The sequence below is a fragment of the uncultured Campylobacter sp. genome (genome assembly GCF_937973075.1).
Lineage (GTDB): Bacteria > Campylobacterota > Campylobacteria > Campylobacterales > Campylobacteraceae > Campylobacter_B.
This window is the reverse complement of the sequence record NZ_CALBWL010000023.1, coordinates 35,225-53,194: the sequence shown is the minus strand read 5'-3', so window position 1 is coordinate 53,194 and position 17,970 is coordinate 35,225. Positions and strand designations below refer to the sequence as shown.

The following is a 17,970-nucleotide window of genomic DNA, read 5'->3' as shown; positions in this document are numbered from 1 at the left end:
AAAAATTTTAAAAGGAAAACGATGAATTGGAATTTAGGCGAGCTGTTTGCAAACGAGGCGGAATTTAGCGCCGCGATAGATAGTGCCTCCGCGCAGGCTATGGATTTTGAGCTTAAATTTAAAGATAAGCTGCAAGCCCTTAGCGCGGAGAAATTTTTGGGCGCGCTTGAGCTTTATGAGAGCATCAGCGAGCAGATCGGCAAGATAATGAGCTTTGCGCATCTTAGATTTGCGCGAGATACGAGCCTTGGGGCGCAGCAGGCCAAGACGGAGCAGGCTTGCAACGACATTTCGCAGAGCCTGCTCTTTTTCGAGCTCGAGTTTAACGAGCTTGACGCCGCAAAACAGGACGAGTTTATCGCAGGGGGCGGGAGATTCAGATATTATTTGAGCCTACTTAAGCAGCGCAAGGCCCACCAGCTAAGCTTGCCGCAAGAAAGTGTGCTTTTAAAAACTTCGCCCGTAAGCGGCGAAGCGTTTTCGCGACTTTTTGACGAAAGTATGGCACGGATGAGCTTTGATTTTCGCGGGCAAAAGCTTGGCGAGGAGGAAATTTTAAGCCTGCTTCATAGCTCCGATCGCGAGGTGCGAAAGGACGCCGCAGCTTCGCTAAGCGCGGTGCTAGAGCAGAACTCTCACCTGCTTGGTTATATCTACAATATGATCAAAACCGATCTCAAAATTCGCTGCGAGCTGCGCGGCTACGATAAAGCCGAGGCGGTGATGCACGAGGAAAATCAGATAAACATCGCAAGCGTCGATGCACTGATCGCAGAGACGGAGCGAAGCTTCGATCTAGTCGGCAAATTTTACGCCAAAAAGCGCGAAATTTTAGGCTACGACGCGCTGTATGATTACGACAGATACGCGCCGCTTGAGGGCGATGAAAGCGAGTTTAGCTTCGAGCAGGCTAAGCAGATCGTGCTAGCAGCATTTGAAAAATTTAGCCCGAAATTTAAGCAGATTGCGCTGATCGCATTTGAGCGAAACTGGATTGACGCGATGCCCGCGCAAAATAAGCAAAGCGGTGCATTTTCGCATTCGGGCTCGCGCGATACTCACCCTTTCGTGCTTTTAAATTTTACCCGCAAGCGCCGCGACGTATTTACCCTCGCGCACGAGCTGGGACACGCGATACATCAGTATCTAAGCTACGGCGTGGGCTATTTTAACTCCTTCACGCCGCTAACGACGGCGGAGACTGCGTCGGTTTTCTGCGAGATGCTGGTGTTTGATTATATGCGCGAAAATTTTTCAAATTTAAACGGCTTGTCGAATTTAAAAAATGCCGCCGCCTCGGACGGCTCGCAAAATTTAAAGCGCGACGCTCCGCAAGAGGCTCAGGGCGGTAAAATTCCAAACGAGCGCGCCGTAAAACATGCCGCCTCGCAAGACTTTGCGGGTTCGTGCGAGCTTGCAGCGCGCGATACGGATACGCTCTCGCAGACCGCAAGCGATAAGACTGCGCTAAGAGCGATGCTTGCGGCAAAGATCGAGGATATCTTCGCTACGCTTTACCGCCAGATCGGATTTACGACCTTTGAGCGGCGCGTGCATGCGAGTGCGGATGAGCTAAGCGTTGAGCAGGTGGGTGAGCTTTGGATGGAGGAGTCGCGCAAGATGTTTGCCGGCGAGCTAATCTTGCAGGATCATTACAAAAGCTGGTGGAGCTACATCCCACACTTCGTTCACACGCCGTTTTACTGCTACTCCTACGCCTATGCGCAGCTTTTGGTGCTCGCGCTTTACGGGCTGTATAAGAGCGGCAGGCTCGAAAATTTCGTTCAAATTTACACCGAGTTTTTAAGCTCGGGCGGCAGCGACGCGCCGCAAAAGCTGGTGGCGAAATTCGGCTTTGACATCAATAAAAGCGAATTTTGGCGCATCGGCATAGAGCAGGTCGCGGCGCTTGTAGATGAGTTTGTAAGGGGTTAGGATGATAGATAAAATTTTAAAAGACGATAAATTTATCGCTGCGAGCAGCGCAAATATAGGCGCGGTTTTGGATTACGTTTTGGCTCTTGGATGCGGATTTGGCATCGTTGTGAGGACGGATCAGATAAAATTTGACCCGCCGCTGCCGGAGGAAATTTTAAAAAGCTTCAAAATGCCCGCGATCTTTTTGCAGCTGGAGGAATACACGCTTTCTAGCGCGCACCTTAGCAAGGATGAGCTGGTTTTCGAGGCGGGATTTGGGCCGCAGGATTTTGCAAGCACGCTTAGCGTGCCGTTTTACGCGGTCTTACAGATCGTCGTGGACGGCAAGCCTATCGCGGTAAATTTTTCTCGTCCCGAGTCCGAGTGGCTTAAGCGCGAAAAATCGCGTAAAATTTTCTCAAAATGAGCGATATTTTAGAGGGTCTTAATCCCGCTCAGCGCGAGGCTGCGAGCCATGTGGACGGAGCGATGCTAATCTTAGCGGGTGCTGGTAGTGGCAAAACCAAAACGATCACCGCGCGACTTGCCTATCTGCTATCAAACGGCGTGCCTGCGGAGAATACTCTCACGCTTACGTTTACGAATAAAGCCGCCGCCGAGATGCGCTCGCGAGCGCTTAATCTGATAAGCGGGCTAAATTTAAGCAGCGTGCCGCTTCTGTGCACCTTTCATAAATTTGGGCTTTTGTTTTTGAAATTTCATATTAGCGAGCTTGGGCGTAGCGCAAACTTCCAAGTAATCGATACCGACGATAAGAAAAAGATCATCAAGGGCTTTGAGATAAATTTGCCCACGTCGCTATTGGCGGCTAAAATTTCAACCTACAAAAATTCCCTAATCGGCCCCAAAGATATCGACGAGCTTCTAAAGGGCGAGGAGGATGAGCTAAGCAGGATGTATAGCGGATTTTACGCGCATTGCGCTGATGCATATAAACGCTACGAGGCGTATTTGGCGGCAAATAATCTTGTGGATTTCGATGATCTGCTGATATTGCCGTATAAAATTTTAAGCGCGAATGAGCGGCTATGCGATGAAATTTCGCGCCGTTACGCCTATATCACGGTGGATGAGTATCAGGACACCAACGACATTCAATTCAAACTGCTGCAAAAGCTTTGTGCCGCGCACGAAAACCTCGCGGTGGTGGGCGATGACGATCAGAGTATCTACGGCTGGCGCGGCGCACGGATAGAAAATATCTTAAATTTTAAAGATCAGTTCTCAAACGTAAAATTTATCAAACTCGAGCAGAACTACCGCTCCACGGATGAAATTTTAAATGCCGCCAACGAGCTCATCTCGCATAACAAAAACCGTCTCGGCAAGAGTCTTACTAGCATGAACGGCGGGGGCGAAAAGATCGAAATTTTGCGTTCAGACGAGGAGAGTATCGAAGCGGCAAAGATCGCAGAAGCTATCAAAAAGCTGCTTTCAAGCGGCGTAGCGCCCTCTCAAATCGCCGTGCTTTACCGCGTAAACGCTCTTTCGCGCGCGCTGGAAGAGGGGCTGAATCGCGCCAAAATCCCGTATAAAATGGTAGGCGGCGTGAAATTTTACGAGCGCGCCGAGATCAAGGATACGATCGCCTATCTGCGCTTAGTAAACGACGAGCACGACGACTTTTCGATGAGGCGGATCATAAACGTGCCCAAGCGCGGTATCGGCAAGGTCTCGCTAGCAAAGCTCGAGGAGCTTTCGCGCCTGCGACTTATCAGTCTATTTGACGCTTTTAGCGAGCCTGACGCGGGGCTTAGCGCCAAGGCGGCGCAGGCTCTAGCCGAGCTTAAAAGCGGTATCGCTTCTATCTCCGCGCTAGCCGATACTATCAAAAAAATAGACGCTCTAGAGCCCGCTTTCGGGCTAAAGGCTTACTACGCCTCGCTTCCGGACGGCGCCGATCGGGTAGCGAACATCGACGAGTTTTTGGCTATGCTGAAGGATGAGGCGAGCAATAAGCCCGATTTTGATCTGGCGGAATTTTTAAACGAACTAAGCCTTCTTAGCGATCAGGACGCCATCATGGGCGATGCGATAAATATAATGAGCGTGCACGCAAGCAAGGGGCTTGAGTTCGAGCATCTTTTCGTAATCGGGCTGGAGGAGGGGTTTTTCCCGCTTTTGGGCGACAGTAGCGACATCGAGGAGGAGCGTAGGCTCGCATACGTAGCGATTACGCGTGCCAAGCGCACGCTTACGCTTAGCTTTGCCGCTAGCCGTTTTTATCGCGGCAAGCGCGAGAGGCTCGATGCTAGCAGGTTTATAGCCGAGGCGGGTTTGGTGGCTAAAGAGCCGCCGCGCGAGCAAAGTAGCGGCTTTAGCAAGGGCGAGCTGATCAAACATAAACTCTTTGGCATCGGACAGATTACGGCGGTAAACGGCGACCGACTCACGATAAATTTCGGCGGAATTTCGCGCGTGATAATGTCAAATTTCGTAGAAAAGATCGGCTCTTATGAATAGATTGTTTTTGACGGACAAGCCCGCGGGCATCGGCAGCAATAAATTTTTAAGCGCTCTTAAGCGCAAATACGGCGTGAAAAAGGCTGGCTTTAGCGGCACGCTCGATCCTTTCGCGAGCGGTGCGCTGATCGTGGCATTCGGGCAATACGCGCGCTTTTTTAGGTTTTTAAAAAAGGAGCCAAAAATCTACGTCGCGACGCTGTGGCTGGGCGCGCAAAGCCCAAGCGGCGATAATGAAAACATGGAGCGCGTGGAACAAATCCCGCCACTTTCGCGAGAGGTTTTAGACGCCGCGATGGCGCAAATGCGCGGCGAGATAAAATTTATCCCGCCCGCTTTCAGCGCCAAGAAAATTAACGGCGTGCGCGCATACAAGCTCGCTCGCGCGGGCGAAGAGGTGAGCTTGAAAGAGAGTTCGATGCGGGTTTTTGATGCCGAAATTTTAAACTACGCTCACCCCTTCGTGAGCTTTCGCGTCGCACTCAGCGAAGGCGGCTACGTGCGCTCTTTTGCGCAAATTTTAGCAGAAAAGCTAGGCGCCACGGGCACGCTAAGCGCGCTTAGGCGGGAGAGTGAGGGAGTTTTTGACCTGCAAGATCCGCGCTTTGCGGATGAGACAGCACTAAATCCGCTCGAGTTTTTGGACCTTGCGCCAAACTTTTACGACGGCGACGCGCGCGACGTGATCTTGGGCAAAAAGCTTGCCGCAAAGGATCTGGCGAGCCGCGCAGACGGGCGCTATCTGCTTATCTGCGGCGATTTTTACTCGATCATCGAGATAAGCTCGGGCGAGGTGCGCTATCTTTGGAACGACGTTCCGATCGCAGGCGGTGGGTTTTAAGCCGCAAGATCGGTCGTGCAGCTTGCGTCATGTGTTTGCGGTGCGGCTCATATTTGCACAGCGCTTGGCTTAAGCGTTTAAATTTAACCGCATAGCGCGCTGCTATGTGCGGTTAAATTTTATCGTGCGGAGTAGCGAGCGTCACGCTTTTTTGTTGCGCACGGATCGCAAAATCTGCCTCAGGCGGCGTAAATTTAAACGTGCGGCTAGGCAGGCGACGCTCTCGCGAAAGGCATAAATCCGCGGGGCTAAATTTAAACGTGGCGGATCCGGCGGAGCGGCGTTTCGATTTGCTTTTCGGTGCGCGATTACAACGCGCCGCGAGATTAAAATTTCGCGATTTACAAAGCGCGCAGGTCGGGGCTTATTGCGGCGCAGCAAGCGGCCTCTGCCGAATGAAATTTTAGCTCGCGGTAATGCGTAGTCTGCGCCGACGGGTTTGATTTTGCAGCGGGCGGCATACCGCCAAGCTAAATTTGCGATTTAGCACAGCGCGGCTAGAATTTTGTCGGCTTGGAATTTTAATCTATGAGATAGATTTGCGCCGCGGGCTGAAATTTGGCCGCGTACGTTGCGGATTAAAATTTCGCGCTTTATAAAATTTACGTATCGGGCGCCGCGATCGCGGGTTAAATTCCGCGGCGCGCACTTCACGGAACGCGGTTTTGAATTTTGATTGCACTGGGCTTGCCGCGGGCTGAAATTTAATTCGCGCGCGGATTTGAAATTTTAATCGCACTAGATGAGCTTGCTGCGGGTTAAATTTAACGCAAGTGCGCCAAAGCGCAGAAGGAGTAAAATTTTGAAAGCTTATGCAAAGATCAATGTTTTTTTAAAAGTCGTCGGCATGCGCGGCGGCTACCACGAGATCGCCTCGCGCTTCGTGCTGCGCAGGGAGCTATTTGATGAGATAAGCTTTGAGCGAGCGAGCGGCTTTGCGCTTGAATGCGACACCGCGCAGATCGCGGATAACATAATTTTAAAGGCCAAGGCGGCGCTTGAGCAGGCGGGCTTTGCGCGCGAGCTTGCGGAATTTTTCAGCTCGCATAAGATCGTGCTTAAAAAACATATTCCGATCGGTGCCGGTCTTGGGGGCGGCAGTAGCGATGCGGCGGCCTTTTTGTGGCTTGCGAACGAGGAATTAAGCTTAAAAATTCCGCGCGAGCGGCTTACTAAAATCGCGCAAAGTATCGGCGCGGACGTCGCGTTTTTTGTTAGCGGGCTTGAGGCCGCAAACGTGCGCGGTATCGGCGAGATCATCGAGCCTTTCGAGGACCGCCTGCCCGCGATCGAAATTTTAACGCCCGCGATCTTTTGCTCCACCGGCGCGGTTTATAATGAGTTTCGCGCAAGCTTTATGCAAAATATAAACGTCGCGCAGGCGCAAGAGATGTTGAGTTTAAGCAGCGAACAGCTGCTAGCGCGATACGACGGCTTTGTGTTAAATGATCTTTTCGCGCCGTGCATAAAGCTATATCCGCAGATGAGCAAGTATCGCGATATGTTTCTAAGCGGCAGCGGCAGCAGCGTGTTTTTCTTAAAATAAGAATTCCAAGGCGCGCGGTTAAAATTTAAAAGCTAAATTGAAATATAAAATTTAAAATTTCGCTCGCCCGCTTTTAAATTTAAGCAAAAACGGGCTAAGCTTAGGGCTAAATTTAGAAGGAAAAAGATGAAAGAACTGAGTAAAAATCGCAAGGCATTTCACGATTTTACGATACTTGAAAGCTTTGAAGCGGGCATCGTGCTAAAGGGTAGCGAGGTCAAAGCTCTGCGCGCGGGCAGGGGCAATCTCAAAGATAGCTTTTGTCGCGTGATCCGCGGCGAGCTGTTTTTGCTAAATGCGCATATCAGCTATCTTGAAAGCACCAACGCCCATTTTCGTCCAGACGAAGGGGCAGTGCGAAAGCTTTTGATGCACAGAAAGCAGATCGACAAGCTGCTTGGCGCGGTTAGCAAAGAGGGCCTTACCATCGTGGTTTTGTCGCTGTATCTCAATGATAAAAACCGCGTAAAGGCGCGCATCGCTTTGGCTAGTGGCAAAAATTTGCACGATAAGCGTGAATCGCTAAAGCGTAAGGAAGCCGATCGCGAAGCGCAAAGTGCGATGAAGCGATACGACAAGCATTCATTTTAAATTCACAAAACTTTGGTTAAAATGCGGGCTTAAATTTAAACCCGAAGGAAATTGAATGAAGAAATTTTTACTATTATGTTTGGCGATTTTTGTCTTAAGTGGCTGCGGAGATGATTCGCAGAAAAAGACGGGCTCTGCGGGCGAGAATCCTGCCGCGAGCGAGAATCAGATGGCAAAAAATTCCGCTCAAGATAAAAATGGCGAGCGTATCGGCGGCGAGAGCGGCGAGGAGGTAGCTTTTATGCCGTTTAAAACGGGCGAACGATTTACGCTTAAAAGCGTCGTAGGCGGCGAGGTAACGATCGAGCGCACAGAAAAGGGCTTTAAGCTCGCGGACAGCAATAAAATTTTAATGTTTGATATTTTCGGTACGTATTGCCAGCCGTGCCGCATCGAAGCGCCGCATCTGATGGACTTTCAGCTAAAAAATTCAGCGGATTTTCTGATGGTCGGCTTGATTTATTTCGAGGACATTACCGATGCGCAAGTGATCGAAAATTTTACGAAAAAATTTAACGCATATTATTTCATCTCCAATTCAAAACAGAACGAGCGCATAGTGGGTCAAATTTTAAGCGACATCGGTTATCGCCACGCGCTTTCGATCCCTTTTAAGGTAGTACTTAAAGACGGAAAATATCAAAGGCTTACCGACATTAACGAGGGCGATGAGCGGGGCAAGCCGTATTACTTAGGCATGGTCGATACTGATGTGATAAAAAGCGATATCGCCAGGATAAAAAATGGCAACTAAAACCGGCGTGCAGATTCACACTCGCGCCAAAACAAAATCTTTCGTGCCTCGCCCGTATAAGGTGATTTTACTAAACGACGACGTGACGACGATGGATTTCGTGGTTTATATTTTGATGGAGATTTTCGCCAAAAACTTTAACGATGCCGTAGATTTAATGATGAAAGTGCACAAGCAGGGTCGCGCGGTTTGCGGCGCGTATCCTAAAGAGATAGCCGAGTGCAAGCAACAAGCGGTTTTACAAGCGGCAAAGGCCGCAGGATTCCCTCTTAGATGTGAGATCGAAGAGGATTAAATTTAAAGGAAAGCAATGATAGGATTTTTTTTAAACAAACATTTTGAACAAGCAATCAGCGTCGCAAACGACGGCGAGGACGAATACATCACTACTTCGCACGTAGTTTATGCGATTTTTAAATACAATAAGCCCTTCCATGGGCTCATCGCCAAAGAAATTCCGGATATTAACTACCTAAATATCTTGGATAATCTGGGCGGGCTTTTGGATATGATGCCTAAATCAAGCGGTAAGGATCCGGTGCAGACGATAGAATTTAAGCAGTTCTATACCGAATTAAATAACGCTAAAGAGCCTAAAAACGAGCTCGATTTTATGCTTAAAATTTTAAATGATAAGGAAAACGACTGCACTAAAATTTTAAATCACTACGGTATCAATGCCGCGATTTTTGAGCTCATCGTGAGAAAGTACAAATCCGCTTTCGATCACCGTGATGAGGTCGTTTCTCGCGACGAAGCCGCAGCGATTAAGCTAAACTCATACGATATCGACGATATCACGCATGCGATGAATTACGACGAAAGCCGCAGACAGTGGCAGAATACGGAATTTGAGCCTGCGTTTGAGGGCGAAAAGGACGCCATAAATGAGCGCGATATTAAAAAGGACTCGCCTAGCTCGCTTTATACGGCAAACCTCAATAAAATCGCGCTTGAGGGTAAGATCGATCCACTCATCGGGCGCGAAAAAGAGATCGAAAAGACGCTGCAAACCCTCTGTCGCCGCAAGAAAAACAATCCGATTTTAGTGGGCGAAGCGGGAGTTGGTAAAACCGCGATCATCGAGGGTATCGCGCTAAAAATCGTCCGCGGCGAAGTGCCAGAAAAGCTAAAAAATAAGGTGATTTACGCCCTCGATGCTGGCGCGCTAATCGCAGGCACTACGCTGCGCGGGGAGTTTGAAGAGAGGCTAAAGGATCTCATAGACGAGTTTAGCGCTAATCAAAACGCGATTTTATTTATCGATGAAATTCACACGATCGTTGGTGCAGGCACGGGCAATCGCAACGAACTTGATATGTCAAACATCCTAAAGCCTTCGCTTGCAAGCGGCGAGCTATCGGTCATCGGCGCTACTACATACGGCGAATACCGCTCGTTTTCGCAGGATAAAGCGCTTAGCCGCAGGTTTTGTAAGATCGATGTAAGCGAGCCTAGCATTGACGATAGCGTCGAAATTTTAAAAGGCGTAGCCAAAAAATATGAGGAATTTCACGGCGTAAAATTTAGCGACGAAATTTTGCGTGATAGCGTAACGCTTGCTAAAAAATATCAAAGCGATAAATTCCTTCCCGACAGCGCCATTGATCTCATCGACGAGGTGGGCGCGAGCTTTGCGTTTAAACCGTACGAAGCTCCGCTTGAAATCAGCAAGGACGATTTGGTAAATACGCTTTCGATTAGCGCGAATATCGCAAATTTAAGCAGTAGCGTCGATAATAAACAAGTACTAAAAAATCTGGAAGCTAATATCAAGCGTGAAATTTTCGGTCAAGACGAGGCGGTTAGCAGCCTTTGCAAGGCACTTTTGCGCTCTTACGCCGGGCTTGGAGGCGCAAGCTCCCCAATCGGCGTATTTTTGTTCGCAGGTAGTAGCGGCGTGGGCAAAAGTGAGCTAGCTAAGGTCTTAGCCGCGCAGCTTGGAGTGCATTTTGAGCGCTATGATATGAGCGAGTATATGGAAGCTCACAGCGTCTCAAGGCTCATCGGCGCGCCTCCCGGATACGTGGGCTTTGAAAACGGTGGAATTTTAACGAATAACATCAAAAAGCACCCCTACAGCGTCATTTTATTTGATGAGGTAGAAAAAGCTCATCCTAGCATGACGAATATTTTTTTAGGAATTTTCGATAACGCAAGCCTTACCGATAATAACGGCGTTACGACCGATTTTAAAAATACGATCATAATAATGACGTCGAATTTAGGCACGAAAGAGGCGCCGCAGGTTGGATTTACGAAGGACGAGAGCTATAAAGTAGATAGCGCCATAAGAAGCTTCTTTGCGCCGGAATTTCGCAATCGTATCGATAAAATCATAAATTTTAACCGCTTAAGCGGCGAAATTTTAGAAAAGATCGTGGATAAGACTATCGGCGAGCTAGAGTCGCAGCTAAAAAACGTAAAAATTAGCCTAAACAAGGAAGCAAAAGATTTGATTATCTCGCGCGGCTATTCGGACGAGTTTGGCGCGCGAAATTTAAAGCGCGAGATCAGCTCGCAGATCAGCGATCACATAAGCGGTGAGCTGCTTTTTGGCGCGCTACAAGAGGGCGGCTTAGTTAGCGTGAGCGTAAAAGATGGCGAGCTAAGCTTTAGCTTTACTTCTACGCCTTTGCCACAGATAGAAAAAAAGCAACCAGCACTAGCTCAAAGCAGTGTCGTTAAATAATGGCTCGGTTTTACGATTTTCCAGATCCTATGGATGCACCCGATTTTGCGCCGCTTGCAAGTGGCGGCGATCTGAGCGAGGACTGCTTGCTTAGCGCTTATAGCGCAGGGATATTTCCGTGGTTTAACGAGGATGAGCCGATTTTATGGTGGTCGCCCGATCCGCGCGCAGTACTTGATCCACGCGAAGTGCGTGTGCAAAAGTCTATCAAGCCCTATCTTAAGCGATATGAAGTGAAATTTGACGCAAATTTTAAGGGCTTCATCGAGCGCTGCAAAGACGTGCGCAAAAAAGAGAGCGACGGCACGTGGATCAGCGAGCAGATCGTGCAGGCTTACTCACGTTTGGCAGCAGACGGCTACGCTCACAGCGTCGAGGTGTACGAGGATGGCGAGCTTGTGGGCGGGCTATACGGGCTAATTTTTGGGCGTGTGTTTTGCGGCGAGAGTATGCTAAGCCTAAAGAGCAACGCTTCGAAAGTCGCGCTGATTAGGCTTTGTGAGGTGCTTGCAAATTTCGGCTTTCTAATCGACTGCCAGATTATGAACGAGCATCTGAAATTTATGGGTGCTAAAGAGATGCCGCGAGCGGAATTCCTCGCTCTGTTTGCTGAGCTTAGTGTGCAAGATAGCGGTTTTGGGCGCTTTGCGGATCTTAAAGTTCCGCGCGGAGCGCAGCATTGAGCCAAAGCTTGAGATGCGGTAGCACGAAAACGCGCGGAATTTAGAATTTTAAAGAAATAAGATGTGGCAAAGAGATAAAAGCTCCTCAGTCGGTATGATTATTGTGATGTTTATATTCGTGCCAGCGGCGCTTTTCGTATTTTTGGCGATTTTATATTTTTGGGGCAGCACCGAGCGCAAGTTACCGCGCCTGGATGTCAATGAAACCAACAGCGCGATCCGCGGCGCGATAATCGCAAAAGATAACTACGTCGCGGCAAATTCTGTCAAACTCTACAAAGTTAGCGTCGATGCGCGCAGCATCGATAAAAACAAGCTTGATCTTTTCGTGCGTCTATACTGCATCTACACGGGCGATAGTGAAAAGCGCGTCAAAAGCGCGATCGAGGGCTCTGGCGGCACGACCGTGCTGTCGTATAAGATCGACGCCAAAACCGCCGTGCATCTAAAAGAGCTTGCATATAAGCTAAATTTAAAAAAGGTCTTTGTTAGTTTCATAGGCTCAAACGGCAGGCTAAATCCGCCTATCCGCATGAGCGTGAGCGAAAGCGGCGAAAAGCGCAGTTACAATGTCGGCGATTCGCTCACTCCGTTAATCGGCTATATCAATAAAAAAGAGGTTGATGGTATCACCAAGGTTAGCGGCATCAAAGGGATCGAGAAGTACTACGAGTATTATCTAGCGCCGGTTAGAGATGAGTTTATCGTGGGCCCGCGCGATATCGGCGGCAACATCATTCTAGAGCGCAGCAGCAAAAAAACGGGTAGGATCGACGGCTATAACGTCCGTCTAAGCGTGCCGCTAACGCTGCAAAGAAAGATAGAGCACCTAAGCGATGAAGGCGCTGATAATTACGACGCGCGCGAAATCGTAGTGGGCATTATGAACTCCAAAACGGGCAAAATTTTATCCCTCGCGACCAATGCCCGCTATGATCCCTCAAACATCACAAAAAACGATCTTAAGAATTTAAATTTTACCGCGAGCGAATACGCATACGAAGTGGGCTCGATTATGAAGCCGATAATTTTCGCAATCGCCTATGACGCCAAAGCTGTCAAACCGGGCGAGATCATCAATACCTATAACGGCAGCTATAAGCTTGGTACTCGCACGATCCGCGACACGCACCCGGCTAAGCAGATGAGCGGCGAGGAGATCATCATCCACAGCTCAAATATCGGAATGATTAAAATTTCAGAGCGGCTGGAGGGGCAGGCTATTTATGACGGGCTGATGAACTTTGGTATGTCGCAAAAAACGGGTATCGATCTGCCGTATGAGCAAAGTGGAAATATCCCAAGCATCAAAAGCCTGAATAATAAAATTTACAAAGCCACTATCAGCTACGGCTACGGCGCGCAGATGACCTTCCTTCAGATGCTTAATGCCTACACCGTCTTTAACAACGGCGGCGTCATGATTAGCCCGCGTCTAGTCGAAAATCTAGAAAATAACGGCAAAACTTACATCGTCAACGAAAGCGAAACCCGCCAGGTAATCTCTAAACCTACCGCCGACGTGATTAAAGGAATTTTAATCAAAACGGTTGAGAGCGGCACTGGGCGCAAGGGGCGGGTAGCGGGGCTGCAAATCGGCGGCAAGACGGGCACTGCGCGTATCGCCAAGGGAGGCGGCTATTCGAGCGCCTATAATAGCTCGTTTTTCGGCTTTGCCAACGACGCGGACACCAGCTACACGATCGGCGTTTTGGTGCGCGAGCCTAAAAGAGGCAGCTACTACGCCGCTCAAAATGCGCTGCCGATCTTTAAGCGAGCGGTAGGAATTTTGATAGAGGAGGGCTATCTAAAGCCCGCAGCTGACGCAAACGCTACGCAAAAGGTCGAAATCAAGGATGAGGCAGTTGAAATTAAAGATTAAATTTGCTAAATTTCGCGAGGTTTTTTAAAATTTTGCGGCTTGCGGCGACGAAAATTCGCGAAATTCGGCGCGGCTTTTTTGAATTTATCGGCGTTTAAATTTTACGGCGCGGAATTTTGGCGGCATAGAATTTCGCGGCGCAAATTTTAACGGCACGGCGATGGAATTTTATCGTGATGCGGAATTCTACGTGGCGTAAAATTCCGCGTCAAGGCAAAATTTTAAATTTGCCGCGCAAGTAGCGCAAGTAAAACGGCGAGCGAGCTTAGCTGCTTAAATTTAAAGACGCAGCGCTATTAAATTCGCGTCGTATGCCCGTGCAGCTGCGAAATTTAACGAGTTTAACGGCAAGGTTTAACGATGAAATTTAACGCAAAGAAAAGAGGAAAATATGAAAGCGAATGAGGGAAAAATGAAAATAGCGATAATCGGGCTTGGCTACGTTGGGCTTCCTTTGGCGGCGGCGTTTGCGGCAAAGCACGAAGTGGTGGGCTTTGACGTAGCTCAGGACCGCATAGACGAGCTGCGCGGCGGGCACGATCGCACGCTGGAGCTTAGCGACGAGGAGCTTGCTGCGGCGATTCAAAACGGGCTTAAATTTAGCGCAAATCTAGATGATATGAGGCAGAGCAATTTTTACATCGTGTGCGTACCGACGCCCGTAGATAGGCTAAATCGTCCCGATCTCACGCCGCTAATCAAGGCCAGCGAAAGCGTCGGAGCCGTGCTTAAAAAGGGCGACATCGTCGTGTATGAAAGCACCGTCTATCCGGGCGCTACGGAGGAGGACTGCGTGCCGGTTTTAGAGCGCGCAAGCGGGCTTAAATTTAACCGCGATTTTTTCTGCGGATATTCGCCCGAGCGGATCAATCCCGGCGATAAAATTCACACCGTCACTAAGATCAAAAAGATCGTCTCGGCAAGCACTGCGGAGGCTTTGGACGTCGTAGATAGCGTCTATCTTAGCATCCTGCAAAATGGCACCTTTCGCGCCAGCAGCATCAAAGTCGCAGAGGCCGCGAAGGTGATCGAAAACACCCAGCGCGATATCAATATCGGCTTTATCAACGAGCTTGCGATCCTGTTCGGCAAGCTCGGTATCAACACCAACGACGTCATCGACGCGGCGGCTACGAAGTGGAATTTCTTAAGCTTCCGTCCGGGCCTCGTGGGCGGACACTGCATCGGCATCGATCCGTATTATCTGGCGCAGAAGGCGACCGAGGTGGGCTATCACCCCGAAATCATCCTCTCAAGCCGCCGCATTAACGATAATATGGGAAGCTACGTCGCTACGGAGGTCGTCAAGATGATGATAAAATACGACGAAAAGGTAAAGGGCGCGAAGGTCTTGATCTTGGGGCTGACGTTTAAAGAAAACTGCCCCGACACCCGCAATACGCGCGTCGTGGATATGATAAGCGAGCTTAAAAATTTCGGCTGCGAAGTAAGCGTCTATGATCCTTGGGCGAGCGCCGCCGATGCTAAGAGGTACTACGACATCGACCTGCTGCAAAAGCCCGATTTGCGCGAATTCGACTGCGTAGTAATCGCCGTGGCGCATAAGCAATTTTTCGAGCTTGATTACGCAGGTTCGCTGGTTTATGACGTAAAAAACGTCTATAAAGGCGCGCAAGGAAAGCTCTGAAATTTAGCTTGGGGTTTAAATTTAGACTTCTAAATCAGTAGCTTAGCGGGGATAAGGATGAACGAGGCAAGGCTTGAAAAGTTAAAGAGACTTTTAGATGGGCGGCGTCAAAATTTAGAGCGAGGCTTGCAGGAAAATTCTGACGCTCAAAATTCCAATGCCTTAATTTTAATAAAGGAGATATATATGAGTAGAGGAAGTGTTGATAAAAGGTGTACTTATTACAGGTGGTTTTAAATCGCTACAAGAATATTCTGATTTGCCAAAAGCTACTAAAGGAATACAATGAAAAACCCGCTTTACTACGTAGATTATTGGTATGATTTGATTAAATTCGGCTTCGATCGGAAACACACTTTTATAACGCTAATCGTTGTTTGCGTTTCATTTATCGCACCGATACTTCTCTTGTACTCCTACTCTATCGTACCAAGTACTCAAAGCATAAGAGATCCATTCGTATTTTCCGGTACTATAAAAGAACTTAAAAGGCACAAAGGACATTATCGTACGAAAGCCAATTGTGTAGTGTCAATCCAAAATAATAATAAAATCATCACTAGACGCTTTGTAGATGTAAAAATTTCAGAAGGAACATATATTTGTGATATATTTTTTAAAGAATATGTATTTAATCGATGTATAATCATAAATATGTCTGATTTTGTATTGAATAAGCTGAGCCGCTGCGATGATGGTTTGGTTTTATTTAAAGATACGACAAACATGAGCTATCTCTACAAAGGAAGAAAAACTAGCGTTATAGCTGGTATAATTTTAGTTCTAATAGCTTTTATATTTACTTTCAAGCTTCATATAGAATATAAAAAATCCAAACTAAAAGATTAAATTTAATCTCTAAATTTACAGCGCTTGCGCGAGTATAAATTTTGCAAAATCCTCGCCGGAGTTTGGGCATTTGCACACTTCGTAGTATTCATAACCTAGCTCGCGCGCCCTGGCTCGATAAAAAATATCCAGCTCAAAATCGGTTTCGGAATTATCCACGCAAAACGCGATCGGAAATATGAGCGCTTTTTTGCTCTGCAGATCCCGCAAAACGTCCGCTACGTTGGGCTCTAGCCACTTCACGGGGCCAAGGCGCGATTGATACCCCAAGATAATCTCTTTAAATTTAATCCCGCGCGCAGCCAATAGATCTTTTAAAATTTCCACGTGCGCCTTTACCTGCGCCTCGTAGGGATCGCCCGCGGTGATCATTTTTACCGGCAGCGAATGTGCAGAAAATATGAGCGAAATTTGAGAAATTTCATCCGCGCTTAAATTTGCGACGCGCCCCGCGATTAAATTTAATAAAATTTCGTTGTAAGCGGCGTTGTCGTAGAAGATGTCAATGGTTTTATAATTTTTTATACCGAGCTGTTTAAGCGCCGCTTCGGCAGAGCACAGGCTCGATTGCACCGTAGTTTTTGAGAAGTGCGGATACAAAGGCATCAAAATTATCTCGTCAAAATCCGCATATTTTTTAAACACATCCTCCGCAAATGGCGGCGTGTAATTCATCGCATAATTGCAAATTAGCTCGTCTATCGGTTTTTCATCCTGCGACGCCTCATTTTGTAGCAGCTCGCCGTGCGTCGGGACGTCTTGCGACGGCTTGCTCTGCAATGAAATGTCTTGCGGCGGTTCATTTGCAGCGCTTACACTCGCCGCACCTTCAAATTTTAACCGCGCGCTTAATTCGGCTCGCGCTAGTTCATTTACCCGCTCGCAAAGAGCGGCGGTAATGGAGCATATTGGCGAGCGCCCGCCCAGTTTTTCGTAGTTGCTACGCGCCGCCGCCGCTCTACTTTTTACAATGATTGCGGCTAAAACGCTGCGCCAAAAACCACTTTTAATGCTCAAAATAAAGGGGTCGTTAAACATATTTTTTAAAAAAATTTCAACCTCGCTCAGATTGTTAGGACCGCCCATGTTGAGTAAAATTAGGGCTTTTTTCATGAGATGATTTCTCGTATTTTTATCGCATCCTCTACGCTTGCAAGACCTGCATTAGTACTGCTGTCACACATCGCGCAAAACGCTTCGTGTTCGCGGCGCAGCGAAAAGTCATCGCGATCGACGCGCAGATTCACGCGCCCGTCAGGCGTAATTTTAAAAAGAGTTATTGAGATTAGATCGCCGAAATACACGCCGCTGTCGGTGCAAATCTCGATACCGTGGCGTCTGATCGGATAGAGATTGGACTGCATTAGCGTGCAATAGCAGCCGCTTTTTGTGTGAAGCGTAGCGCATGCGGCTAGAGTGCGCTCTTTAGAGATATTTTTGCTAAGTTCTATGCAGGCGATCTCGCTGTGAGAAAGCAGCCGCACAAGATCGATATCTCTAAAAAGGGCATTGGCGACGATATCTGCTCTATCATCGTTTGCAAAACCGCTTACGAAGCTCATCGAAAAAATTTTATCCCCCTTGGCTAGCTCGCGTAGCAAGGATACGATGACAGGATTGTAGCGGTCGGAGTAGCCTACGGCTAGGCGCGTGCCGTTAGTAGTGACTGCGTAGTTTATCTCTCTAGCTTCGGCTAGGCTTTGTGCGAGCGGAGATTCTACAAAGATATTTTTAGTAAACGGCAGGCATTTTAAAATCAGCTCTTTATGCGATGGCGGGGGAGCTGTGATGACTACGGCGTCGGGCTTAGCGACGTTAAAAAGATCGGTTAGATTATCAAAGATCGGATAGCGCGGGCCGAAATTTTCACTGCTGCCCTTATGATAAAGCGCTACAAGCTCGAAATAATCGCTCCTTCTTAGCTCGCTGAAGTGCTTTTGACCAAGCTCGCCCATGCCTATGATCGCTATCTTTTTTTTCATCGCCATGCCCTAAATTTAATCTTTCGCGCCATTATAACTAAGAATGGTTAAAATTTATAATTTTTAAAATCTAATTTAGCTAAAATGCGCCTTTAAAATTT

15 protein-coding genes are annotated in these 17,970 nt (G+C 48.2%); 13 read left to right on the top strand and 2 right to left on the bottom strand.

The genetic code is table 11. From position 1 onward, the window contains the following. The first annotated feature begins 21 nt into the window (after positions 1–21). The 13 genes from Q0274_RS02450 (at position 22) to Q0274_RS02390 (ending at position 15,887) form a co-directional block, all read left to right on the top strand. Entirely contained in the window at positions 22–1,935 is a 1,914-nt protein-coding gene (locus tag Q0274_RS02450; protein ID WP_298027422.1) for a M3 family oligoendopeptidase, read from the top strand. 1 nt (position 1,936) lies between these two features. Next, positions 1,937–2,344 carry a hypothetical protein gene (locus Q0274_RS02445; RefSeq protein WP_297949196.1) on the top strand — a complete coding sequence of 136 codons (408 nt, stop codon included), beginning with the start codon at positions 1,937–1,939 and terminating at the stop codon, positions 2,342–2,344. Further along, the gene (locus tag Q0274_RS02440; protein ID WP_298027421.1) at positions 2,341–4,401 is read left to right on the top strand and encodes an ATP-dependent helicase; all 2,061 of its coding nucleotides are present in this window, start codon (positions 2,341–2,343) and stop codon (positions 4,399–4,401) included. Before Q0274_RS02445 ends, Q0274_RS02440 begins: the two co-directional genes overlap by 4 nt. Next, the gene (truB, locus tag Q0274_RS02435; protein WP_298027419.1) at positions 4,394–5,242 is read left to right on the top strand and encodes a tRNA pseudouridine(55) synthase TruB; all 849 of its coding nucleotides are present in this window, start codon (positions 4,394–4,396) and stop codon (positions 5,240–5,242) included. The genes Q0274_RS02440 and truB overlap by 8 nt, the downstream gene beginning before the upstream one ends. An 802-nt stretch (positions 5,243–6,044) precedes the next feature. Then, the gene (locus tag Q0274_RS02430) at positions 6,045–6,788 is read left to right on the top strand and encodes a 4-(cytidine 5'-diphospho)-2-C-methyl-D-erythritol kinase (protein WP_298027417.1); all 744 of its coding nucleotides are present in this window, start codon (positions 6,045–6,047) and stop codon (positions 6,786–6,788) included. 126 nt (positions 6,789–6,914) lie between these two features. Continuing rightward, positions 6,915–7,379 (top strand): SsrA-binding protein SmpB, encoded by a 465-nt coding sequence (gene smpB, locus Q0274_RS02425; RefSeq protein WP_298027415.1) that lies wholly within the window; start codon positions 6,915–6,917, stop codon positions 7,377–7,379. Positions 7,380–7,434: 55 nt separating this feature from the next. Further along, positions 7,435–8,133 (top strand): TlpA family protein disulfide reductase, encoded by a 699-nt coding sequence (locus tag Q0274_RS02420; RefSeq protein ID WP_298027413.1) that lies wholly within the window; start codon positions 7,435–7,437, stop codon positions 8,131–8,133. Beyond that, a complete protein-coding gene (locus Q0274_RS02415; RefSeq protein ID WP_291936640.1) occupies positions 8,123–8,428 on the top strand; it encodes an ATP-dependent Clp protease adaptor ClpS in 306 nt (101 codons plus the stop codon). The genes Q0274_RS02420 and Q0274_RS02415 overlap by 11 nt, the downstream gene beginning before the upstream one ends. Before the next feature lie 15 nt (positions 8,429–8,443). Beyond that, positions 8,444–10,825, top strand: coding sequence for an AAA family ATPase (locus tag Q0274_RS02410; RefSeq protein WP_298027411.1), 2,382 nt, complete (start codon positions 8,444–8,446; stop codon positions 10,823–10,825). Beyond that, on the top strand, positions 10,825–11,508 hold the full coding sequence (gene aat / locus Q0274_RS02405; RefSeq protein WP_298027409.1) for a leucyl/phenylalanyl-tRNA--protein transferase: 684 nt from the start codon (positions 10,825–10,827) through the stop codon (positions 11,506–11,508). Before Q0274_RS02410 ends, aat begins: the two co-directional genes overlap by 1 nt. Positions 11,509–11,569: 61 nt before the next feature. Beyond that, a complete protein-coding gene (locus tag Q0274_RS02400; protein ID WP_298027407.1) occupies positions 11,570–13,390 on the top strand; it encodes a penicillin-binding protein 2 in 1,821 nt (606 codons plus the stop codon). 412 nt (positions 13,391–13,802) lie between these two features. Further along, positions 13,803–15,038 carry a nucleotide sugar dehydrogenase gene (locus Q0274_RS02395; protein WP_298027405.1) on the top strand — a complete coding sequence of 412 codons (1,236 nt, stop codon included), beginning with the start codon at positions 13,803–13,805 and terminating at the stop codon, positions 15,036–15,038. Positions 15,039–15,323: 285 nt separating this feature from the next. Then, positions 15,324–15,887: a hypothetical protein gene (locus Q0274_RS02390; protein WP_291936655.1), complete on the top strand. Its 564-nt coding sequence runs from the start codon at positions 15,324–15,326 to the stop codon at positions 15,885–15,887. Positions 15,888–15,902: 15 nt separating this feature from the next. Here Q0274_RS02390 and hemH read toward each other — a convergent pair whose 3' ends face one another. Then, positions 15,903–17,000, bottom strand: coding sequence for a ferrochelatase (gene hemH / locus Q0274_RS02385; RefSeq protein ID WP_298027403.1), 1,098 nt, complete (start codon positions 16,998–17,000; stop codon positions 15,903–15,905). Continuing rightward, positions 16,997–17,869 (bottom strand): Gfo/Idh/MocA family protein, encoded by an 873-nt coding sequence (locus tag Q0274_RS02380; RefSeq protein ID WP_040304050.1) that lies wholly within the window; start codon positions 17,867–17,869, stop codon positions 16,997–16,999. The genes hemH and Q0274_RS02380 overlap by 4 nt, the downstream gene beginning before the upstream one ends. Between the last annotated feature and the right edge of the window lie 101 nt (positions 17,870–17,970).